Here is a 22,557-nt window from a genome sequence, read left to right on the forward strand (position 1 = left end):
GATCAATGGCTGTTTTTGTTCTTTAACAATCTGGAAGAAGTAAAGATTCATTTAAACGATCGCCAGGACTTCGGTTCTTGCGAAAGTAAAAATGGGTGTGATTGTATCAATCAAAGTATTACGAAGTGATCTTAGCAATTAGAAGACTTACTTTGGAATACGGCAAACGCTAAAACTCAACGCTTCATATAACGCTCTTGCAAAAGAGGCTAACGTTATAGGAACAAGCGAATAAGTGCACATGGTGGATGCCTTGGCGATTACAGGCGATGAAGGACGTAGTAGCTTGCGATAAGCTGCGGGGAGCTGGCAAACAAGCTTTGATCCGCAGATTTCCGAATGGGGAAACCCGGCCGTAAGGTCATCGTTATCTGAATACATAGGGTAACGAAGCGAACGTGGCGAACTGAAACATCTAAGTAGCTACAGGAAAAGAAATCAACCGAGATTCCCAAAGTAGTGGCGAGCGAAATGGGATCAGCCTGCAAGATTTAGCATCAACGATAGCAAAACGGAATGGAAAGTCCGGCCATAGTGGGTGATAGCCCCGTATGCGAAATCGATGGTGTGGAACTAGGCTTGCGACAAGTAGGGCGGGACACGTGAAATCCTGTCTGAACATGGGGGGACCATCCTCCAAGGCTAAATACTCGTAATCGACCGATAGTGAACCAGTACCGTGAGGGAAAGGCGAAAAGAACCCCGGAAGGGGAGTGAAATAGATCCTGAAACCGTGTGCATACAAACAGTAGGAGCCTCGTAAGGGGTGACTGCGTACCTTTTGTATAATGGGTCAGCGACTTACATTCAGTGGCAAGCTTAACCGAATAGGGAAGGCGCAGAGAAATCGAGTCCGAATAGGGCGTTCAGTCGCTGGGTGTAGACCCGAAACCAAGTGATCTATCCATGGCCAGGTTGAAGGTGCGGTAACACGCACTGGAGGACCGAACCCACTAATGTTGAAAAATTAGGGGATGAGCTGTGGATAGGGGTGAAAGGCTAAACAAACTTGGAAATAGCTGGTTCTCTCCGAAAACTATTTAGGTAGTGCCTCAAGTATCACCATCGGGGGTAGAGCACTGTTATGGCTAGGGGGTCATCGCGACTTACCAAACCATTGCAAACTCCGAATACCGATGAGTGCGAGCTTGGGAGACAGACGCCGGGTGCTAACGTCCGACGTCAAGAGGGAAACAACCCAGACCGCCAGCTAAGGTCCCAAAGATTGGCTAAGTGGAAAACGAAGTGGGAAGGCTAAAACAGTCAGGAGGTTGGCTTAGAAGCAGCCATCCTTTAAAGAAAGCGTAATAGCTCACTGATCGAGTCGTCCTGCGCGGAAGATGTAACGGGGCTAAGCCAGTCACCGAAGCTGCGGATATCCGTAAGGATATGGTAGGAGAGCGTTCTGTAAGCCTGTGAAGGTGTCTTGTAAAGGATGCTGGAGGTATCAGAAGTGCGAATGCTGACATGAGTAGCGATAATGCGGGTGAAAAGCCCGCACGCCGTAAGCCCAAGGTTTCCTGTTCAACGTTCATCGGAGCAGGGTGAGTCGGCCCCTAAGGCGAGGCAGAGATGCGTAGCTGATGGGAAGCAGGTTAATATTCCTGCACCGTCGTTAGATGCGATGGGGGGACGGATCGCGGAAGGTTGTCCGACTGTTGGAATAGTCGGTTTTTGCATCGAAGAAGGCTGTTAGGCAAATCCGGCAGCGTAATTCAAGGGTGTGAGACGAGCGAACTTGTTCGCGAAGCAATCGGAAGTGGTTCCAAGAAAAGCCTCTAAGCTTCAGTCTAACGAGACCGTACCGCAAACCGACACAGGTGGGCGAGATGAGTATTCTAAGGCGCTTGAGAGAACTCGGGAGAAGGAACTCGGCAAATTGGTACCGTAACTTCGGGATAAGGTACGCCCAAGTAGTTTGACTGGCCTGCGCCAGAAGGACAAAAGGGTTGCAATAAAATGGTGGCTGCGACTGTTTAATAAAAACACAGCACTCTGCAAACACGAAAGTGGACGTATAGGGTGTGACGCCTGCCCGGTGCTGGAAGATTAAATGATGGGGTGCAAGCTCTTGATTGAAGTCCCAGTAAACGGCGGCCGTAACTATAACGGTCCTAAGGTAGCGAAATTCCTTGTCGGGTAAGTTCCGACCTGCACGAATGGCGTAACGATGGCCACACTGTCTCCTCCCGAGACTCAGCGAAGTTGAAATGTTTGTGATGATGCAATCTACCCGCGGCTAGACGGAAAGACCCCATGAACCTTTACTGTAGCTTTGCATTGGACTTTGAACCAATCTGTGTAGGATAGGTGGGAGGCTTTGAAGTAGGGACGCTAGTTCCTATGGAGCCAACCTTGAAATACCACCCTGGTTTGTTTGAGGTTCTAACCTTGATCCGTTATCCGGATCGGGGACAGTGCATGGTAGGCAGTTTGACTGGGGCGGTCTCCTCCCAAAGTGTAACGGAGGAGTTCGAAGGTACGCTAGGTACGGTCGGACATCGTGCTAATAGTGCAATGGCATAAGCGTGCTTAACTGCGAGACTGACAAGTCGAGCAGGTACGAAAGTAGGACATAGTGATCCGGTGGTTCTGTATGGAAGGGCCATCGCTCAACGGATAAAAGGTACTCTGGGGATAACAGGCTGATTCCTCCCAAGAGTTCATATCGACGGGGGAGTTTGGCACCTCGATGTCGGCTCATCACATCCTGGGGCTGTAGCCGGTCCCAAGGGTATGGCTGTTCGCCATTTAAAGTGGTACGTGAGCTGGGTTTAAAACGTCGTGAGACAGTTTGGTCCCTATCTGCCGTGGGCGTTGGAAGTTTGAAGGGGGCTGCTCCTAGTACGAGAGGACCGGAGTGGACGAACCTCTGGTGTATCGGTTGTCACGCCAGTGGCATTGCCGAGTAGCTAAGTTCGGAAGAGATAACCGCTGAAAGCATCTAAGCGGGAAACTCGCCTTGAGATGAGACTTCCCGGGAACTAGATTCCCCTAAAGGGTCGTTCGAGACCAGGACGTTGATAGGTCAGGTGTGGAAGCGCAGTAATGCGTTAAGCTAACTGATACTAATTGCCCGTGCGGCTTGTTCCTATAACATTAGCTCTGTTATAGACAAGTTGAGCATATATTGTGTTTGCCCTAGTGCATCACACCCCAAGAATCTATTAAATACTTCTTCCAGTTTGGGTTAGTTGCTGCTCCATCGAGAGCAACTGGCTTTACAAGTTATGCCTGATGACTATAGCAAGTTGGTACCACCCCTTCCCATCCCGAACAGGACCGTGAAACGACTTCGCGCCGATGATAGTGCTGCAACCAGTGTGAAAGTAGGTCATCGTCAGGCTTGTTATCCTCAAGAACCCTCGTTACGAAAGTAGCGAGGGTTTTTGTTTTGTGCGTTCGGTTTGTGACTGCAGGGCAGTTGAGGCCAGGTACGGTTCGGATGATCGGGGCAACCAGGTTCAGCCAGCCACAGAAACGATGCACTGCATGCAGTCTGGCCGGTGCCAGACGCAGTCCCCACCAATCAGCGCACCAAAAACTGTTGCTACTGCCAACTCCTCCTGCCGACGATCAACGTCTGTTCTTAGTTTTATTCACAGCCAGAAGCGAATCCTGCCAGCCGCTGTGCATTTTTTTATAGACAGACATTTAGGATCTAAGGCACTCAATCGGCCGCAACTGCCCATCACAAGCGATGCCTGGGAATCCAAACCTTAGATTTATACACAGCCTGCGCCAGCAGCCCCGGCAGCAGTTAATTTATGCACAGGTAAAAATCTAAGATTCGGGAACAACTCACGCGCTGACATACAACCGCAGGCATTGGCAGCGCGACCTCACCCTTCCAAAACTACAGACAATAAAAAAGCCGGCAAAGCCGGCTTTTTTATTGCTATCGCGGGTGCATCCTGACCCGGAGAGAACGACGATTTACTGCTTCGCCGCCACGCTCACGGTATTCTCATTCATGCCCCCACCCAGCGCCTTGTACAGATCAATCGCATTGTTCAGGCGCAGCTGCCGCGCCTGAATCAAGGCCTGCTGCGCCGAGAACAGGTCACGTTGCGCATCGAGCTGATCCAGCGAAGAGGCAATGCCATTCTTGAAGCGCAGGTCGGTCAGCTTCAGGCGTTCCTGCTGTGCTGCCAGGAAAGCTTCCTGGGCCTTGACCTGGTCGTCCAGTGTCCCGCGCGCCACCAAGGCGTCAGCCACTTCGCGGAAGGCCGTCTGGATGGTCTTCTCGTAAGTCACCACAGCCTTGTTCTTGCGTACTTCAGCCAGATCCAGATTGGCACTGTTACGGCCGAAGTCGAAGATCGGCAAGGACAGCGAGGGGCCAAAACTCCATGCCCCCGAACCCGATTCAAACAAGCGATTGAGCGTGTTGCTGGCACTGCCGAAGCTGCCGGTGAGCGAAATGCGCGGGAAGAACGCCGCTCGTGCCGCGCCGATATTGGCATTGGCCGCCAGCAAACTCTGCTCGGCCGAGCGGATGTCCGGACGATTGGTCAGCAGATCGGAAGGCAAGCCCGCCGGAATATCGGTGACGATCTTTTCATCCGTCAGCAGCTGTGCCGGCGGCAGGTCACCGACCTTTTTGCCGACCAGCAATGTCAGCGCATTCTCGGCTTGCGCGCGCTGGCGTTCCAGCTGGGACTTCGATACACGGGCCGACTCCACCAGCGTCTGCGTCAGGCGGAAATCCAGCGCCGAGCTGGCGCCCACGTCGAGGCGCTTTTGCGCCAGGTCGAGGTTGGACTCGCGCGATTTGAGCGTGTCATTGGCCAGCTGCAGCTGTTCCGCATAGGAACGCTCGGACAGATAAGCCTGGGCCACCTGGGCAACCAGGCTGATCTGCGCCGACTTCTGCGCTTCTTCGGTGGAGAGATAGGTCGCCAGCGCGGCATCCTTCAAGTTGCGCACACGGCCGAAGAAGTCCAGTTCGTAGGCCGGCACCGCCAGGCCCACCTGATAGCTGTTGCTGATGAACGGCTGTCCGGTCAGCGACTGGCTGGCCGAAGAGCGCGAGCGCGCGGCGCTGCCGGTGACGTTCAGGTTGGGTAGCAGGTCAGCGCGGGCGATCTGGTACTGCGCACGCGCTTCCTCGATATTGAGCACGGCGGTACGCAGGTCACGGTTGTTCTCCAGGGCCGCTGCGATCAGTTGCTGCAGACGCTGGTCCGGGAAGAACTGGCGCCAGCCCAGGTTGACGGCCTGCAGTTCGGCACGGCCGGCGGCATCGGCCGGGTAGGCCGTTTCCACCGGGGCTTGCGGACGTTCATAGGTGGGAGCCAGCGAGCAGCCCCCCAGTACACCGGCCACCATCAGCGCTGCGCACAACTGCAGCAGGCGAGGCGAGCGCGGCAACGACAGATTAGCCATTGTCATTCTCCACTATTGATCTTGGGCGAGTGGTCGGCGTCAAACTTGCGCTGACGCTCGCTGCCCTTGAAAATCTTGCGCACGACCACGAAGAAGATCGGCACCAGGAACACGGCCAGCACGGTGGCGGTGATCATGCCGCCCATCACGCCGGTACCGATGGCGCGCTGGCTGGCCGAACCGGCGCCAGAGGCGATGGCCAGCGGCAGCACGCCGAGGATGAAGGCCAGCGAGGTCATGATGATCGGACGGAAGCGCAGGTGCACCGCTTCCAGCGTCGCTTCGATCAATCCCTTGCCCTGCGCCTGCAGATCCTTGGCGAACTCGATGATCAGAATCGCGTTCTTGGCCGACAGACCCACCACCGCAATCATCCCCACCTTGAAGTACACGTCATTGGGCATGGCGCGCAGCGTCACCCCCAAGAGCGCACCGAGGATACCCAGCGGCACCACCAGCATCACCGCCAGCGGGATCGAGGTACTTTCATAGAGCGCGGCCAGCACGAGGAACACGGCGATGAGCGACAGGGCATACAGCGCCGGAGCCTGGTTGCCGGAGGTCTTCTCTTCCAGCGACTGGCCGGTCCACTCGAAACCGAAGCCCGGCGGCAGCTTGGCCACATAGGATTCCATCTCGGCCATGGCTTCACCGGTACTGCGGCCAGGGGCTGCGCCACCGGCGATCTTCATGGCCGGATAGCCGTTGTAGCGGATCAGCTGCACGGGGCCGTTGATCCACTTGGCCGTCACGAAGGCCGAGAAGGGCACCATCCCGCCGTTGGCGTTGCGGGCATACAGGTTGGTCAGATCTTCAGGTTGCAGGCGACGGTTGGCGTCAGCCTGCACGATCACGCGTTGCTGGCGGCCCAGGTTGGGGAAGTCGTTCACATAGGACGAACCCAGCGCCGTGGAGAGCACGCTGTTGATCGTCGAGAACGGCACGCCCAGCGCATTGGCCTTGTCGCGGTCGATGTCCAGTTGCAGCTGCGGCGCATCTTCCAGGCCTTCCGGACGCACACCGGCCAGCACCTTGCTCTGCGAGGCCATGCCCAGGATCTGGTTGCGTGCCTGCACCAGCGCCGCGTGACCCAGGCCGGCACGGTCCTGCAGACGGAAGGTGAAGCCCGTTGCATTACCCAGTTCCGGAATCGGCGGCGGGTTCAGCGGGAAGACGATCGCATCCTTGATCTGCGAGAAGGCCCCGAAGGCCTTGCCGGCAATCGCATCGGCCGATTGCGACTTGTCGCGCTCGGACCAGTCCTTCAGCGGGGTGAACACCAGCGCCGCGTTCTGGCCGTTGCCGGAGAACGAATAGCCCAGCACCGCAATGGCGTGTTCCACTGCCGGATCCTTCAGGTAATGCTCCTCGATCTTCTTGACCACCTCGATCGTACGTCCGGTGCTGGCGCCAGGCGGCAGCTGGACGTTGGTGATGATGTAGCCCTGGTCTTCGTTGGGCAGGAACGAGGCCGGCAGGCGCACGTACAGCAAGCCCACGCAGGCCACGATCACCACGTAGACGATCATGTAGCGGCCGGCCTTGCTGAGCATCTTGCCGATCACGCCCTGATAGGCATTGGCGGTGACGTTGAACTTGCGGTTGAACCAGCCGAAGAAGCCCTTCTTCTCGTGGTGGTGACCCTTCTCAACAGGCTTGAGGATGGTCGCGCACAGAGCCGGTGTGAGGGTAAAGGCCATCAGCACCGAGAACACCATGGAAGCCACCATCGACAGCGAGAACTGGCGATAGATCGCGCCCACGGCGCCACCGAAGAAGGCCATCGGGATGAACACGGCGATGAGCACCAGCGTGATACCGATCAGCGCGCCGCTGATCTGGCCCATGGCCTTGCGGGTCGCGTCAGCCGGCGAGAGACCTTCCTCGCTCATGATGCGTTCGACGTTTTCCACCACCACGATCGCGTCGTCCACCAGGATACCGATGGCCAGCACCATGCCGAACATGGTCAGCACGTTGATCGAGAAACCGAACAGCAGCAGCGTGGCAAAGGTACCCAGCAGCGCCACCGGCACCACGATGGTCGGGATGATGGTGTAGCGGATGTTCTGCAGGAACAGGAACATCACCAGGAACACCAGCACGATGGCTTCGATCAGGGTCTTGACTACTTCCTCGATCGAGATCTTGACGAACTTGGAGGTGTCGTAAGGGATGGTGTACTTCACGCCGGCCGGGAAATACTTGGCCAGCTCTTCCATCTTCTTGTGTACGGCGGTAGCCGTCCCCAGCGCATTGGCGGTCGGCGACAGCTGCACGCCGATGAACGACGAAGGCTTGCCATCCAGGCGGCCGGAGGTGTCATAGCTCTGGCCACCCACTTCGATGCGGGCCACGTCGCGCAGGCGCACGCTGGAACCATTGGCATTGGCACGCAGCACGATGTTGCCGAACTGCTCGGGCGAGGTCAGCTGGCCGTTGACCACCACGGTGGCCGCGATCTGCTGGGTACCCGGGCTGGGCAGCGCGCCCAGGGTGCCGCCGGCCACCAGCGCGTTCTGCGCGGTGATGGCGGCCGTCACGTCGGCCGGGGTCAGGCTCAGGCCGATCAGCTTGTTCGGATCGATCCAGATGCGCATGGCGCGTTCGGTACCGAACAGCTGCGCCTGGCCCACGCCGGGCACGCGCTTGATTTCGTTCAAGACGTTGCGTGACAGGTAGTCACCCAGCGCCACCGGATCAAGCTTGCCATCGGTGGAGGACAAACCGATGAAGAGCAGGAAGTTGGAACGCGACTTGGTCACCTGCACGCCCTGTTGCGTCACGGCTGCCGGCAGGCGGGCCTCGACGCGCTTCAAGCGGTTCTGCACATCCACCGCCGCCAGGTCCGGATTGGTTTCCGGCGAGAAGGTAATGGTGATCTGCACCTGGCCGTTGGCCTGGCTTTGCGACTCGATGTATTGCAGGCCATCGGCGCCGTTCATTTCCTGTTCGATCAGGCTGGTCACCGAATCGTCCAGGGTCTGCGCGGTCGCACCCGGATAAGTGGCCGTGACCACGATGGTCGGTGGCGCAATGCTGGGGTACTGGGCCACCGGCAAGCCGGTAATGGCCAGCGCACCGCCCAGCATGATGAAGATCGCTAGCACCCACGCAAATACGGGGCGATCAATAAAGAACTTTCCCATCTGGCAGCCTCTTAGTTAGCTTTCGGTTGGGCGCTCGCCTCTTGCTTGGCCGGCTGGCCAGAAGCTTGTGCGGGAGCGCCCGCCGGATTCCATTGGACCGGCTTGACGGTGGCGCCCGGGCGGACCTTCTGCAGGCCTTCCACGATGACGCGATCACCTTCCTTCAAACCATCGATGACCTGCCAGTTGTTGCCGCGTGCGCCGCCCGTCTTGACCGGACGTGCCTCGACCTTGCTCTCGGCATTGACCACCATCACCGAGGAGCCGCCGGCTTCGCGCGTGACCGCTTGTTGCGGCACCAGCAGGGCCTGTTCGTCCACGGCTTGCTCGATCTTGGTACGCACGTAGGTACCCGGCAGCAGCAGGCGCTTGGGGTTGGGGAATTCGGCGCGCAGCGAGACCGAACCGGTGCTTTCATCCACGCTGATGTCGGAGAACAGCAGCTTGCCCGGCTGTTCGTAAGCCTGGCCGTTTTCCAGCACCAGGGTCACGCTGGCCTTGTTCTCGCCCACGCTCTTCAACTGGCCGGCGGCCATGGCCTGCTGCAACTTCAACAGGTCGGCGCTGGACTGGGTCACGTTGACGTAGACCGGATCGAGCTGCTGCACCAGGGCCAGCTGGGTAGCGTCTCCCTGGCCCACCAGTGCACCTTCGGTCACCAGCGCGCGGCCGATGCGGCCGGAGATGGGCGAGGTCACGGTGGCATAACCCAGGTTCAGGTTGGCCGTCTGCACGGCGGCCTTGCCGGCGGCGACATCGGCTTCGGCCTGCTTCTGGGCGGCCACGGCGTTGTCATATTCCTGCTTGGAGACGGCGTTGACTTCCACCAGCGGCTTGTAGCGCTGGGCGGTCAGCGAGGTTTGCGTCAGGTTGGCCTGGGCGCGTGCCAGCGTGGCTTGTGCGCTTTCCAGGCTGGCCTTGTACTGGGCCGGATCGATCTTGAAGAGCACCTGGCCCTCCTTGACCTCGCTGCCTTCCTTGAAGACGCGCTTTTGCACGATGCCGGCCACCCGCGCACGCACCTGCGCCACGCGGAAAGCTTCCACCCGGCCCGGCAGTTCATTGGTGATGGCCACGCGCTGCGGGGCGATGGTCACCACCGACACCTCGGCCGGCGGCATCTGGCCGCCTTGCGCGGCGGGTTTCTGTCCGCAGGCAACCAGCGCGGCGGCAACGGCGACGGTCATGGTGAGGCGCGTGAAACGACTGACTGAGCTCATAGATATCTCGCACGAAAGTAAAGTTGAAGCCGCCAGGGGCGGCGATGAAACGAATTCGGTAGAACCGGTCACGACGATGATGCTGTGCCTGTCATCCGGTGGTGGAGGGGATGGATGAGCCGGGTCACAGATTGTTGCAATGCAAAAAAGTCCCCACCCCCTTCCTACCAGGGTGATGAATTTTTTTGCAGATGATGAACGGCAGGGACTTGAAGCGGATGCTATTATACATACATCCATGAATGTATGTATTTCTTCTCAACATCACATTAATTTATCAAACTTGTTCGAAACGGCGTAGCAAAATATGAGCGATTCCTTGCATTTTGGTTCGAAAGCTACTCTCATGCCGTTTCCGCTGGTCTGAACCTGAGCTCTGCCATGCCCACGAGCCACTGGCCGAGCTGCTGGTTAGACGAATCTGACGCCCTGATATTGTGCACGAAACTCACTTACTTCTTCATGACCATAATTGCGCACATGAAGCCTTTGACGAAACTCCGCCGGTTCCGGGTGATGTGCATCCGCAACACGGCCGCCCAGTGGTGCGCCTGAGGGCCTGCGCCATGGCCATTTACACGAGAGTCTGCTGACATGGCCCGATCGACCAAGGAAGAAGCGCTGGAAACGCGTGCCCGCATCCTCGATGCGGCCGAGCAGGTGTTCCATGAGCGCGGCGTCTCGCAGACCTCGCTGGCCGATGTGGCCAAAGCCGCTGAGGTCACGCGCGGGGCCATCTACTGGCACTTCAAGAACAAGAGCGACCTGTTCGACGCCATGTGTGAACGCGTGCGCCTGCCCATGGAAGCGGTGTTGGAAGAAAACGCCAGCCCGCAGGTCGAAGACCCGCTGGGCCAGTTCCTGCGCAGCGGCATCTATGTATTGACCATGGCGGCGACCGATGAGCGCTGCCGGCGCGTGTTCGACATCATCTTCAACAAGTGTGAATTCGCCGACGCGCATGACCCCATCCTGATTCGCCAGCGCGAGTGCCATGTGGACGGATTGCTGCGGCTGGAGCAGATCCTGCTCAATGCGGTGGCACGCGGCCAGCTTCCGGCCACGTTCGATATCCGCCTGGCCTGTCTGTCGGCGCATGCCAGCTTCAGCGGCTTGCTCACGGACTGGTTCTTTTCCCCCGACAGTTTCGACCTGGTCAAGGATGGCGAGCGCATCCTGGCGGCCTCGCTCTACGCGCTCAAGACCGCACCGTCGCTGCAGAAGGCGCAGCCGGAGTGAGCCCCTAACCCAGGCGGTTTCAGGCGATATGAAGAATCAGGATAAAACGGAAGGGAATTCAGGCAGGCCGGAGAACCCGGCCCCCGCCTGACCGGCCTGCGCCATGTGCATGGCGCCCGCCGGCCAGAATGCGATATGAATCAATAAACCAAAAAACCGGGCTCAATAGGTCGGCATCGAAGGATCCACCTGGGCAGCCCAGGCATGGACGCCGCCGCTGAGGTTGATGACCTTGGTAAAGCCCTGGCGTTCCAGGAAGGCCGCGACCTGCATGCTGCGGCCGCCGTGATGGCAGATGCAGACCACCGGCTGTTCCTCGTCCAGCTCCGAGAAGCGGCCGGGAATGGTGTTCATCGGTACCAGCTGCGAGCCGGCGATGTGGCAGGTCTGGTGTTCCCAGGGTTCGCGCACATCCAGCAGCAAGGGGGTGGGGCGGTCGGGATCGTTGATCCAGGCCGCCAGTTCCGGGGCAGAGATGTGCTCCATGATGCTTTTCCTGTCTCGGCCTGCCGGCTCAGAACGTGAAGTGGGACGGCGTGATCGCTGCGTGCAGCGGCTTGGCCAGGGTTTCCACGATGTTGACGGTCTCGAAGGCGTGTTCCGAGGTGCGGGTGATCAGTTGCAGTTCCATCACCGGGGCCGAACCGACGATGGCCAGCAGGCGGCCGCCGATCTTGAGTTGCTTGCCGAAGGACTCCGGCAGCAGCGGCAGCGAGCCCGAGATGACGATGACGTCGTATTCGCCAGCCTTGCCATCGGCGCCGGTCCAGCCTTGCGCGCCATTGCCCAGCTGCACGTCGACGTTGGCCACGCCGTAGTCCGACAGGTTCTGTTCGGCCAGGGCCTTCAGTTCCGGCGAGATTTCCACGGTCGTCACGTGACGCGCCTTGTGCGCCAGCAGGGCTGCCATGTAGCCCGAACCTGCGCCGATTTCCAGCACGTATTCGTGTTTCTTCACATTGGCTTCCTGCAGGATGCGCGCTTCGATCTTCGGGGCCAGCATGTTTTCACCACCCGGCAGCGGGATCTCGGTGTCGAAGAAGGCCAGGCTGCGATAGGCGGCCGGGACGAATTCTTCACGCTTGACGACCATCAGCAGGTCCAGCACGTCTTGCGCCAGCACGTTCCAGGGGCGGATTTGCTGCTCGATCATGTTGAAGCGGGCTTGTTCGATATTCATGGCGTTGGCTCGATCTAATCTAATAGCGACGGAAAGGCAGCATTTTAGCAAACACCGCCCGGCTAATCAGCCCATCTATGCGCCGAAAAAACCGCTGGTGGCGCTTCTGTTGCGGGTTTTCCTCAATGCAATGCGAGCGCGACAGGCCGATGTCAGGCTTTGAGCCCGTTCAGGCAAAGGTCGATCATGCTCTCCAGGTAGGCCAGCGGATCAATGGGCGTGGCAGCGCAGGGTGCAAGTGACTGCTCCCACAGCATCAGCATGATGAGGGGTGCGACGATGACTTTTTTCATGGCCTCGGCATCGACCCGGCGGAATTCCCCGCGTGCCATGCCGCGTTCGAGCACGCGCACCACGGTCGCATCCCCGCGCGCGGTGACTTCATCATGATAGAAGCGCGCAAGTTCAGGGAAGTTGCCGGATTCGGCCACCATCAGCTTGGCGATGCCGGCCACGCCGAAGTGCGAGGCGGACTGCCACCAGTGCAGGATGAGATCACGCAGCAGTTCGGCGCTGCTGCCGGCGTGGCCTTCGATGCGGGCTTCGGCCTGGTCCAGCAGGGGCAGCACGTTGGTGCGGACCACCGACTTGAAGAGGCTTTCCTTGCCATCGAAGTAGAGATAGAGCGTACCCTTGGAGACGCCCGCGCGGGTGGCCACGTCTTCCAGGCGGGTAGCGGCGTAGCCACGTTCGACAAACAATTCCAAGGCCGCCGCCAGCAATTCCTGGGGGCGGTCCTGCTTGCGTCGTTCCCAACGCGGTTCTTTGGCCGATGCAGACATGAGAGACAAGATAAGCGGGACGGGGCACTGTAAGTGGCAAGCCGCGCCGTCGTCAAGCGGCCAGATCAAGAGCGGCAGATCAAGCCGCCGGCACCGCGCGCCGGCCGATGCACTACAATGCAGTCCCCCCGCGCCACCTACCACCAGGAAAGTCCATGAACTGCCGAGACGCATGCGGCGCCTGCTGCATCGCCCCATCCATCACCAGCCCGATTCCCGGCATGCCCGAGGGCAAGCCGGCCGGCGTGCCGTGCGTGCAACTGGGCGAGGACATGCGCTGCAAGATCTTCGGACAGCCCGAACGTCCGGACTTCTGCGCCGGCTTGCAGCCATCCGTGGAGATGTGTGGAGACAATCGCGGTCAGGCCATCGCCTGGCTCAGTGAACTGGAGACGCTGACGGCGCCGGGCAGCCAAGCTGGCCGGCGAGGTGGGGCACCTGAAGCTGGGAAGCCTGTCTAGAAGGCTTCCTCGCGCCGCCGTCGGGCTTCTTCGCGGATATCCTCGATGAGCCGGCGGGTATCCACCTTTTCCTTGAGGTGTGCGGCATGGGCTTCACGGCTGATGGGAGCGATGGTGGTCAGCTCCTTCAGATCGGCAGTACTTTCTTCGTGTCGATGATGCACCGCTGCTCCTGAGTCGATAGGGGGAGGGAGGAACTCCGCCTTTGTACCACGGATTGGGCGCTTCTGGCCAGTTTGGCATCAAATGACTGCTGATGTCGGGCCGATGCGCCCCGTTCCGGTGCTCAGGGGAAGATTTCCGCCAGCCTTTCGCTCGGACGCACCAGCAGCGTGCCTTTGGGCGCCACCACGATGGGGCGGTTGATGAGCACCGGGTGTTCCAGCATCGCGTCAATGAGCTGCGCGTCGGTCACGCCTGCCGCATCCAGCCCCAGTTCCTGGTACAGCGCTTCCTTGCTGCGCACCACCTCGCGCACCGGCACGCCCATGTCCTTGATGATGCCTTCGAGCGTGGCGCGGTCGGGCGGATGCTTCAGGTATTCAATGATGGTCGGCTCCACGCCGCCGTCGCGCAGCCCTTGCAGGACGTTGCGCGAGGTACCGCACTTTGGGTTGTGATAGATCGTGATGCCGGTGTTCTTGCTCATATCGTCAGGTGGAAGAGGGAATGAAAAAGCCATCTTAGCGCGGATAGCTGACAGTAAAACGTCAGTTTTGTCACCCTGCTAAGGTAAAATCCATTTTTGTTGCAGCGCACCGAGTGCACTTTTTTCAGCCTGCCGTGGTCGAACGGCCGCTTCAGGGCGTAGAAATTCACTCCGGATGGCCCTTCAACAGCATTTTTGCAGGGTTCGGCCGTCGCCGGCGTCCAGAAAACCGCCCATTGCTTCGTATTTGCCCGGTCATCGGTGCCAAACGAAGCGGATCAGCGGGCTTTCGGGCCTGAAAGCAGCCATTTCCTTCATTTCCCTTCAACCCCACATCAACAGCCACCCACAGCACCCGTATGGATACTCTCCTCGCGCTCAAGGCGCTCATCATGGGCATCGTCGAAGGCCTGACCGAATTCCTGCCCATTTCCTCCACCGGCCACCTGATCCTGGCCAACAGCCTGCTGCAATTCACCGGCCCCGGTTTTTCCAAGGAAAAGGCCGACGTCTTCGAGATCGTCATCCAGGCCGGTGCCATCCTGGCGGTGTGCTGGGAGTATCGGGTCCGCATCGCCACCGTGCTGACCGGCATGTTCACCGACCGCAAGGCCCAGCGCCTGGTGATCAACCTGATCGTGGCCTTCCTGCCGGCGGCCATCCTGGGCTTCCTGTTCAGCCGCCGCATCAAGGATGTGCTGTTCAACCCGGTCTCGGTGGCCATCGCCTTCATCGTCGGCGGCCTCATCATCCTGTGGGTGGAACGCCGCAACAAGGACCGCATGAGCATGGCCTCGGCGCGCGTCGAAACAGTGGATGACATGACCCCGCTGGATGCCCTCAAAGTCGGCATCGCCCAGGCCTTCGCGCTGATCCCCGGCACCAGCCGCTCGGGTGCCACCATCATCGGCGGCATGATGTTCGGCCTGTCGCGCAAGGCAGCGACCGAATTCTCGTTCTTCCTGGCCATCCCGACCCTGTTCGCTGCCACCATCTATTCGCTCTACAAGGAGCGCGCCCTGCTGTCGGCGGCCGACGTGCCGCTGTTTACCGTGGGCACCGTGGCTGCTTTCGTCTCGGCCTTCCTGTGCGTGCGCTGGCTGCTGCGCTACATCAGCTCGCACGATTTCACCCTCTTCGCCTGGTATCGCATCGTCTTCGGCATCATCGTCCTGGTGACCGCCTATACCGGCGCTATCGCCTGGGTGGAGTAAGCCCCCCTGCCTGATGCCCGTGCATGGACTGTGCGGGCGTCAGGCGCCTGTCAGCCAGCGCCCCGGCGGGCGCGGTACACTGCAGCACCCGTGGCCGGCCTCGCTGCCGGCGACGGTCTACAACTTCCTTTTCGCCAACTCCCTTCAGAGCACACCCCATGGCCAACGTCTGCAGCGCCGGGCTTGATATCGGCTTTGCCTCCCTCAGTTATGCGCAGATCGGTTTCCTCGGCATCGTCCAGGGCATCACCGAACTGCTCCCCATTTCCTCGACCGCCCACATGCGCGTGGTGCCGGCCTTCCTCGGCTGGCATGATCCGGGTTCGGCCTTCTCCGCGGCCATGCAGCTGGCCGCGCTGGCGGCCGTCATCAGCTACTTCCGGCGCGATGTGAGCGCGGTCACCGGCGGCAGCCTGGCGGCCTGGCGCCGCCGCGATTTCAGCGATCCCATGTTCAAGCTGGCCATGGCCATCATCCTGGCCACCATCCCCATCGGCATTGCCGGGCTGGCCTTGTCGCATGTCCTGAATGCCTGCGGCTCGCCGCTGCGCAGCCTGACCGTGATCGGCTGGTCCTGCATCGTCATGGCGGTACTGCTGGCCATCTCCGAAATGGTCTGCCGCCATCGCCGCAGCGTCGACCAGATGCGCCTGCGCGATGCCTTGATCGTCGGCCTGGCCCAGGTGGGCGCGCTGATCCCGGGCGTCTCGCGGTCCGGCTCCACGCTCACGGCCGCGCTGTTCCTGAACTTCCGCCGTGAAGAAGCGGCGCGCTTTTCCTTCCTGCTGGGCTTGCCTGCCATCGCCCTGGCCGGACTGAAGGAACTGGCGGTCTTGCTGCACGCCCATATCCCGCTGGAAGCCTGGGGTGTGCTGCTCTTCGGGCTGGCCGTGGCGAGCGTGTCGGCCTTCGCCGCCATCTGGGGATTGATGAAATTCCTGGAGCGTTTCTCGACATGGCCCTTCATCGTCTATCGAGCTGCGCTGGGTGTTTTCCTGCTGTTGGCGGTGTCGCGAGGCTGGCTGCAATAAAATAGCGCCTTCGCTACGCAGCAGCTTCAGGTTTTTCCATGGTCGATTTCGATTCCCTGCCTCCCGGCGCCACCCAGCAAGAACGTGCATTGCACGTGCTGGAGACGGTGTTCGGCTACTCGTCCTTCCGCGGTCACCAGGGCGAGATCGTCCAGCACGTCGCCGGGGGCGGGGATGCCCTTGTCCTCATGCCCACCGGCGGCGGCAAGTCGCTCTGCTACCAGGTGCCGGCGCTGTTGCGCGAGGGCACCGGCGTGGTGGTCTCGCCGCTGATCGCGCTGATGCAGGACCAGGTCGATGCGTTGGCCGAAGTCGGCGTGCGGGCGGCCTTCCTCAATTCCACCCAGAGTTTCGACGAAGCGCTGCAGATCGAGCGCCGCCTGCGCCAGGGCGACCTGGACCTGCTCTACGTCGCCCCCGAGCGCCTGATGACGCCGCGCTGCCTGGATCTGCTGGAGTCGGCCCGCATCTCGCTCTTTGCCATCGATGAGGCGCACTGCGTCTCGCAATGGGGCCACGATTTCCGTCCGGAATACATCAAACTCTCGATCCTGCACGAGCGCTTCCCGCAGGTCCCGCGCATCGCGTTGACGGCCACGGCCGACCAGCAGACCCGCGAAGAAATCATCCACCGCCTGCAGCTGGAAGATGCGCGCCAGTTCGTCTCCTCCTTCGATCGTCCCAACATCCGTTACCAGATCGTGGAAAAGGCCAACGGCCGCAAGCAGTTGCTGGACTTCATCAAGAACGAACACCCGGAAGACGCCGGCATCGTCTATTGCCTCTCGCGCAAGAAGGTCGAAGAGACGGCCGAGTTCCTGCGTGGCGAAGGCCTCAATGCACTGGCCTATCACGCCGGCATGGACTACGCGCTGCGCACCCGGAACCAGGCGCGCTTCCTGCGCGAAGACAAGATCGTGATGGTCGCCACCATCGCCTTCGGCATGGGCATCGACAAGCCCGACGTACGCTTCGTCTGCCACCTCGATTTGCCCAAGAGCGTGGAGGGCTACTACCAGGAAACCGGCCGCGCCGGCCGCGATGGCCTGCCGGCCGACGCCTGGATGGCCTACGGCCTGCAGGACGTGGTGCAGCAGCGCCGCATGATCGACGAATCCGAAGCCGACGAGACCTTCAAGCGCGTGCTCGGCACCAAGCTCGATGCCATGCTCTCCCTGTGCGAGACGCTGCACTGCCGGCGCGTGCACCTGCTGGATTACTTCGGCGAGAAATCCAGCCCCTGCGGCAATTGCGACACCTGCCTCACGCCCCCGGTTTCTTTCGATGCCACGGTCGAGGTGCAGAAGCTGCTCTCGACCGTCTATCGCGTTGACCAGCGCTTCGCTCCCGGCCATGTGATCGAGGTCTTGCGCGGCATCGATGGCGAGCGCGTCAAGCAATGGCGCCATGATCAACTTTCCGTCTTCGGCGTGGGCAGCGATCGCAGCGAGGCGGAATGGCGCGCCATCCTGCGCCAGGTGATTGCGCTGGGTTTGCTGACGGTGGATGCCGAAAACTACAGCGCCCTCAAGCTCACCGAGGCGGCGCGCCCGGTGCTGCGCGGAGAACAGCAGGTGCAGCTGCGCCGCTATCGCAAGCCCGAAAAAGCCAAGCGCAGCTCGCAGCGCTCCACCTTCGTCGAGACCGACCTCAGCAGCGAAGAGCAGGCGCTCTTCGAGAAGCTGCGCTGGTGGCGGATGGAGACCGCGCGCACACACAACGTGCCGGCCTACGTCATCTTCCACGATGCCACCATGCGCGAGATCGCCAAGGCCCGGCCGCAATCGCTGGACGACCTGCGCCACGTCACCGGTGTGGGCGAGAAGAAGCTGGAAACCTATGGTGCCCAGATCATCGACCTGATCGCCGGCATGGCGTCGGCCGACGCATGACGGGCCGATGACGGAAACTCGTCGATTCTCGTCAAATCTCTTCATTTCCTTCGCCATCCGCACCAGCGCTGTGCAGCGCCGGGCGGGCGTTTGCGGGCGACGTTGCGCCTGTAATACAACTTTCCTTCATACGGCACTTTTACCGGCCTCTTCGCTGATTTGCTGACCATCCCTGACGATATGATCAAGCACGGGGAATCGCGTTCAACACCAACCAAGGTGAGCTGGGGGGCTACATGAAACTCAATGATCTGAAGATAGGCGTGCGCCTGGGCATGCTGTCGGTACTGCTGCTGGCGGCCATCGCCTTTGTCGGCATCCGGGGCGTGATGGCGGTCGGGGAAGTCTACGGCCAGGGGGCGCAGGGGATGGAGACGGGGGCCCTCATTGAGCAGTCGGTCGATGTCGCCCGCAGTGCCCAGGTGCAATTCAAGATCCAGGTGCAGGAGTGGAAGAACACTTTGCTGCGCGGCAAGGACCCCGCCGCCTTCAACAAATACCGCCAGGCCTTCATCGATGAAAGCGCCGCCACCCAGAAGCAGCTCAAGACCCTGGAAACCCTGATGCCGCGCATCGGCATGGAGGCCGAGCCCGCCCGCAAGGCCCAGCAGGCCCATGCCGAGCTGCTCAATCGCTATCTGGAAGCCCTCAAGCTCTACGCCGCCGACGATCCCGCCTCGGTCGCGCGGGTGGATGAACAGGTCAAGGGAGTGGATCGCGTGCCGACCAAGATGATCGATGACATCGTCGTCGCCGTGCTGGAGCACAGCCGCAAGACGCGTGAAGCGCTCAATGCCGACAGTCTGTTCGACTACCAGCAGGCGCGCTTGCTGCTGCTGGTCTCGATCGGCCTGTCGCTGCTGCTGGGCCTGGCCATCACCTGGACCTTGGTGCGCAGCATCGTGCGCCCGCTCGACGAAGCGGTGCAGATTGCCCAGACGGTAGCGGCCGGTGACCTGCGCTCAGAGGTCGTCATTCGTGGCAAGGACGAAACGGCGCAACTGCTGCACTCATTGAAAGAGATGAACGACAACCTGGCCGGCATCGTCGCTGAAGTGCGCAGCGGCACGGGGTCCATCACGGTGGCGGCCACCGAGATCGCCAGCGGCAACCGTGACTTGTCGGAGCGCACGGAAGAGCAGGCCGGTTCGCTCGAAGAGACGGCCGCCTCGATGGAAGAGATCACCTCCACCGTGCAGAAGAACGCCGAGAACACACGCCAGGCCCATCAACTGGCTGACCATGCCTCGGGCGTGGCGCGCAAGGGCGGCGACATGGTTGGTGCAGTGGTGCAGACCATGCAGGCCATCGAGGAGAGTTCGCATCGCATCGTCGAGATCATCAGCGTCATCGACGGCATCGCCTTCCAGACCAACATCCTTGCGCTCAATGCCGCAGTGGAAGCCGCGCGCGCCGGCGAGCAGGGACGCGGGTTTGCGGTGGTGGCCTCGGAGGTGCGCAGCCTGGCCCAGCGCAGCGCAACGGCCGCGCGCGAGATCAAGGAACTGATCGATGATTCGGTCGGCAAGATCAACGCCGGCTCGGCCCTGGTCAATGGCGCGGGCGGCACCATGGAAGACATCATCACGGCCATCCACAAAGTGGCAGAGATCATGGATGACATCAACGTCGCCAACCGCGAGCAGAGCGCAGAGATCGATGAGGTCAACAAGGCGGTGGTGCAGATGGATGGCGTGACGCAGCAGAATGCGGCGCTGGTGGAAGAAGCTGCTGCAGCGGCGGAGAGCCTGCAGTTCCAGGCGGAATCGCTGTCACAGGCGGTGGCTGTGTTCAAGCTCAAGTGAGGCCACGGCGCAAATGAAAACGGCATGCCGTCGTGGCATGCCGCTGTTGCGATCCTTGGGTGATACGGGTGATCAGTTCAGGTGATCGCTTTTATTCATCACCTTGGTGATTCCGCGATGTGATCACTTTCTTTCATCACCTGCAGGATGCACGATCCAATGCATGAACCGTGCATCCTGCGCGCGTGCTCAGGCGCGCTTTTCAAACACCAGATCCCACACGCCGTGACCGAGGCGCAGGCCACGGTTTTCGAACTTGGTGGTATCGCGGTAGTGCGGACGCGGCACGTAGCCGGAGGGATCGGTGGCGGTGTTCTTCAGGGTCGGTTCGGCCGACAGGACTTCCAGCATCTGGATGGCATATTCTTCCCAGTCGGTGGCGCAGTGGAGATAGCCGCCGGGGGCCAGGCGCGTGCTGATCAGTTGCACCAGGGGCGACTGGATCAGGCGGCGCTTGTTGTGGCGCGCCTTGTGCCAAGGATCGGGGAAGAACACGTGCACGCCGGCGAGCGAGTCGGGGGCGATCATGTTGGTGAGCACTTCGACGGCATCGTGCTGGATGATGCGCACGTTGTCCAGGTTGCCTTCGCCGATCAGCTTGAGGTAGCTGCCGACGCCGGGGGTATGGACTTCGACGCCGATGAAGTTTTTCTCGGGCATGAGGGCCGAGATCTTGGCGCTGGTCTCGCCCATGCCGAAGCCGATTTCGAGGATGGTCGGCGCCTGGCGTGCGAAGGTGGCGGCCAGGTCCAGCGGGGCCTTGTCGTAGGGGACCAGAAAGCGCGGTCCCAGTTCTTCCAGCGCGCGTCCTTGCGCGACCGAGACACGCCCGGCGCGGGTGACGAAGCTGCGGATGCGGCGCTCGCTGGGATCATAGAACAGCGGCTTGCCGGATTTGTTTTCAGACATGGATGACTCGAAGCAATTGAGGCGCGGCCCGCAAAGTCGCACCGGTCAGGGACGGGCGAACAGGGCCGCAGGGAAGCGATCTGGAGCGGGTGAAGGGGATCGAACCCTCGTCTTAAGCTTGGGAAGCTCCTGCTCTACCATTGAGCTACACCCGCGAGACGCCGGGATTATACCTCGATACAACCGGTGTTTTCCAACCGATAAACTGTTTGGGCGAAATGTTGATATCAGCATAGCATCCATTTCTTAGCGCAATTTTTAACTTTAAGTTAAGCTTTAAAAGTCGACTATTGGTGGAGTCGCGGCAAATAGACTGAGAGCTAACAATTTAGAAAATTTTTAATTGGAGAGGGGAATGGATCGAAAAATTGCTGTGGCACGTTGCCATGAAATTCAGTTGGCAATTAAAGATAGGGAGGTTCCTCGATTTGAGCGAATTCCTGAAATTGGTATGGCCGTTCAGCTAGCTCTGCATATTCGTGGGCTTCCAATTGTTGATTACGAGCGATTAAAACTAGTCGCATCGACGATGCTGGGTATTCCTCGCCTCTCGGTGGATAGAATTGTCGATCTACTAGCTGAGATTGAATTCGTGAAGATTCAGAAGACAGGTAAAAAGATCGAGACAATATTGCCTCTAGTTCCCTTCTTTGATGATTTATACGATGGTATTGGAGAGTATTTAGTTACGTCGGGCGAGTTAGATGAGTTCGAAAGTCTGACTTTGCAAATTGTCGATCGCCTAGCTCAATCCCCACATAACACCGATTCACTTGCTGGCCAATTGGGCGCTGACAGAAAAGCCTTTAATGCAAGTATCGAATTGGGGGAAAAAGGAAATTTTCTTTTAGCGAAACGCGCCCGTTCTAAGACAATCCTAATTAATCCCACATACTTCTCTGAAAATGCAGAGTTGTTCGCCGATCATGTCGCCAAGTGTGGCAGTGCGGGCATAAAAAAAACATTAGAGCTGATTCGTAAGGCACAAGGTTGGCCGCTTCCCATCATAGAGCGTACTGGAGAAATTTCTGGGACAAAAATATCACCGGATGACATTCTTCTGCTAAAACAATTGGCTCAAGATGGCGTGGTTAAGCCGCCTTCCATAACCACAGCGCATTCTGGTCAGTCGAGTTTCATCTTCACCCCAACTCCAGGGGGAACTAATATAAGTCCCCTCAAGCGAGATCAATATGAGAAATCTCTGGCGATCGTCTCCGCTGTTCGACAAGGCCAATTACTTCCAAATAAGTTCGCTATAAGAAGTCCTGGCGCGGTCTTGTACAAATTGAAGACAGACTTGAAGCTTGGTTCCACGACGGATTACGGTGAACAATATCAAAATTTGGTTTATCTTCGCATCGCTCAACTGATCACACTTCCTAACGGTTATAAACAACTGCAAATCATTGATACTCCGGAAAATCGTGAAGCTTTGAACGCCGCTTACAGTTTGATAACCGACGGAGCACTTCCTAAGCAGGGGGTTGATGATGATGCTTTGCGAGCGATGACTGGCTCGCAAGAATATGTCGAGTCGCTCGTTAGCGCACGGTTGATGCGCGAGAGAGAAAAAATCACTCTTTCTGAAGAGTCTGAATTTGAAGTGCGACAACTTCTTTTAGAAGGGTTCTAGGA

At 59.5% G+C, this 22,557-nt stretch carries 16 protein-coding genes, 1 tRNA gene and 2 rRNA genes; 9 read left to right on the forward strand and 10 right to left on the reverse strand.

What is annotated here, in order from left to right:
• The first annotated feature begins 221 nt into the window (after positions 1 to 221).
• Positions 222 to 3,093: ribosomal RNA gene (locus ACLRDN_RS02540) — 23S ribosomal RNA — on the forward strand.
• A gap of 140 nt (positions 3,094 to 3,233) precedes the next feature.
• Positions 3,234 to 3,346: ribosomal RNA gene (rrf, locus tag ACLRDN_RS02545) — 5S ribosomal RNA — on the forward strand.
• Between the two features lie 590 nt (positions 3,347 to 3,936).
• On the opposite strand, the gene ACLRDN_RS02550 is transcribed toward rrf, so the two are convergent.
• The 3 genes from ACLRDN_RS02550 to ACLRDN_RS02560 are packed head-to-tail and all read right to left on the reverse strand — an operon-like array spanning position 3,937 to position 9,757.
• Complete coding sequence (locus ACLRDN_RS02550; protein WP_413458836.1) at positions 3,937 to 5,388, reverse strand: efflux transporter outer membrane subunit; 1,452 nt, start codon at positions 5,386 to 5,388, stop codon at positions 3,937 to 3,939.
• A gap of 2 nt (positions 5,389 to 5,390) precedes the next feature.
• Complete coding sequence (locus tag ACLRDN_RS02555) at positions 5,391 to 8,537, reverse strand: efflux RND transporter permease subunit (protein ID WP_413458837.1); 3,147 nt, start codon at positions 8,535 to 8,537, stop codon at positions 5,391 to 5,393.
• 11 nt (positions 8,538 to 8,548) lie between these two features.
• Complete coding sequence (locus ACLRDN_RS02560; RefSeq protein WP_413458838.1) at positions 8,549 to 9,757, reverse strand: efflux RND transporter periplasmic adaptor subunit; 1,209 nt, start codon at positions 9,755 to 9,757, stop codon at positions 8,549 to 8,551.
• A gap of 594 nt (positions 9,758 to 10,351) precedes the next feature.
• On the opposite strand from ACLRDN_RS02560, the gene ACLRDN_RS02565 reads away from it, so the two are divergent.
• Positions 10,352 to 10,996, forward strand: a complete 645-nt coding sequence (locus tag ACLRDN_RS02565; protein ID WP_413458839.1) for a TetR family transcriptional regulator — start codon at positions 10,352 to 10,354, stop codon at positions 10,994 to 10,996.
• A gap of 162 nt (positions 10,997 to 11,158) precedes the next feature.
• On the opposite strand, the gene ACLRDN_RS02570 is transcribed toward ACLRDN_RS02565, so the two are convergent.
• The 3 genes from ACLRDN_RS02570 to ACLRDN_RS02580 form a co-directional block, all read right to left on the reverse strand.
• Positions 11,159 to 11,482, reverse strand: a complete 324-nt coding sequence (locus ACLRDN_RS02570) for a rhodanese-like domain-containing protein (protein WP_134135591.1) — start codon at positions 11,480 to 11,482, stop codon at positions 11,159 to 11,161.
• 28 nt (positions 11,483 to 11,510) lie between these two features.
• Positions 11,511 to 12,176: a protein-L-isoaspartate O-methyltransferase family protein gene (locus ACLRDN_RS02575; protein ID WP_034338812.1), complete on the reverse strand. Its 666-nt coding sequence runs from the start codon at positions 12,174 to 12,176 to the stop codon at positions 11,511 to 11,513.
• A 152-nt stretch (positions 12,177 to 12,328) separates the two neighbouring features.
• Positions 12,329 to 12,958, reverse strand: a complete 630-nt coding sequence (locus ACLRDN_RS02580) for a TetR/AcrR family transcriptional regulator (RefSeq protein WP_413458840.1) — start codon at positions 12,956 to 12,958, stop codon at positions 12,329 to 12,331.
• 155 nt (positions 12,959 to 13,113) lie between these two features.
• On the opposite strand from ACLRDN_RS02580, the gene ACLRDN_RS02585 reads away from it, so the two are divergent.
• Positions 13,114 to 13,419, forward strand: a complete 306-nt coding sequence (locus ACLRDN_RS02585; protein ID WP_413458841.1) for a YkgJ family cysteine cluster protein — start codon at positions 13,114 to 13,116, stop codon at positions 13,417 to 13,419.
• On the opposite strand, the gene ACLRDN_RS02590 is transcribed toward ACLRDN_RS02585, so the two are convergent.
• Both ACLRDN_RS02590 and arsC read right to left on the reverse strand, forming a co-directional pair.
• Entirely contained in the window at positions 13,416 to 13,583 is a 168-nt protein-coding gene (locus ACLRDN_RS02590) for a hypothetical protein (protein WP_008325257.1), read from the reverse strand. The genes ACLRDN_RS02585 and ACLRDN_RS02590 overlap by 4 nt on opposite strands.
• A 122-nt stretch (positions 13,584 to 13,705) precedes the next feature.
• A complete protein-coding gene (arsC, locus tag ACLRDN_RS02595; protein ID WP_413458842.1) occupies positions 13,706 to 14,068 on the reverse strand; it encodes an arsenate reductase (glutaredoxin) in 363 nt (120 codons plus the stop codon).
• Positions 14,069 to 14,427: 359 nt separating this feature from the next.
• On the opposite strand from arsC, the gene ACLRDN_RS02600 reads away from it, so the two are divergent.
• From ACLRDN_RS02600 to ACLRDN_RS02615, 4 genes are all read left to right on the forward strand, one after another.
• Positions 14,428 to 15,282 carry an undecaprenyl-diphosphate phosphatase gene (locus tag ACLRDN_RS02600; protein ID WP_413458843.1) on the forward strand — a complete coding sequence of 285 codons (855 nt, stop codon included), beginning with the start codon at positions 14,428 to 14,430 and terminating at the stop codon, positions 15,280 to 15,282.
• A gap of 158 nt (positions 15,283 to 15,440) precedes the next feature.
• Positions 15,441 to 16,313: an undecaprenyl-diphosphate phosphatase gene (locus ACLRDN_RS02605; RefSeq protein ID WP_413458844.1), complete on the forward strand. Its 873-nt coding sequence runs from the start codon at positions 15,441 to 15,443 to the stop codon at positions 16,311 to 16,313.
• A 38-nt stretch (positions 16,314 to 16,351) separates the two neighbouring features.
• Entirely contained in the window at positions 16,352 to 18,205 is a 1,854-nt protein-coding gene (gene recQ, locus ACLRDN_RS02610; protein WP_413458845.1) for a DNA helicase RecQ, read from the forward strand.
• 236 nt (positions 18,206 to 18,441) lie between these two features.
• Positions 18,442 to 20,010 (forward strand): methyl-accepting chemotaxis protein, encoded by a 1,569-nt coding sequence (locus ACLRDN_RS02615; protein WP_413458846.1) that lies wholly within the window; start codon positions 18,442 to 18,444, stop codon positions 20,008 to 20,010.
• A 189-nt stretch (positions 20,011 to 20,199) separates the two neighbouring features.
• Here ACLRDN_RS02615 and trmB read toward each other — a convergent pair whose 3' ends face one another.
• A complete protein-coding gene (gene trmB, locus ACLRDN_RS02620) occupies positions 20,200 to 20,919 on the reverse strand; it encodes a tRNA (guanosine(46)-N7)-methyltransferase TrmB (protein WP_413458847.1) in 720 nt (239 codons plus the stop codon).
• 81 nt (positions 20,920 to 21,000) lie between these two features.
• Positions 21,001 to 21,074, reverse strand: a tRNA-Gly gene (locus ACLRDN_RS02625).
• Positions 21,075 to 21,274: 200 nt separating this feature from the next.
• On the opposite strand from ACLRDN_RS02625, the gene ACLRDN_RS02630 reads away from it, so the two are divergent.
• Positions 21,275 to 22,555, forward strand: coding sequence for a hypothetical protein (locus tag ACLRDN_RS02630; RefSeq protein ID WP_413458848.1), 1,281 nt, complete (start codon positions 21,275 to 21,277; stop codon positions 22,553 to 22,555).
• Positions 22,556 to 22,557 lie beyond the last annotated feature (2 nt).

This window comes from Herbaspirillum huttiense (genome assembly GCF_047300815.1).
GTDB classification, from domain to species: domain Bacteria; phylum Pseudomonadota; class Gammaproteobacteria; order Burkholderiales; family Burkholderiaceae_D; genus Herbaspirillum; species Herbaspirillum huttiense_A.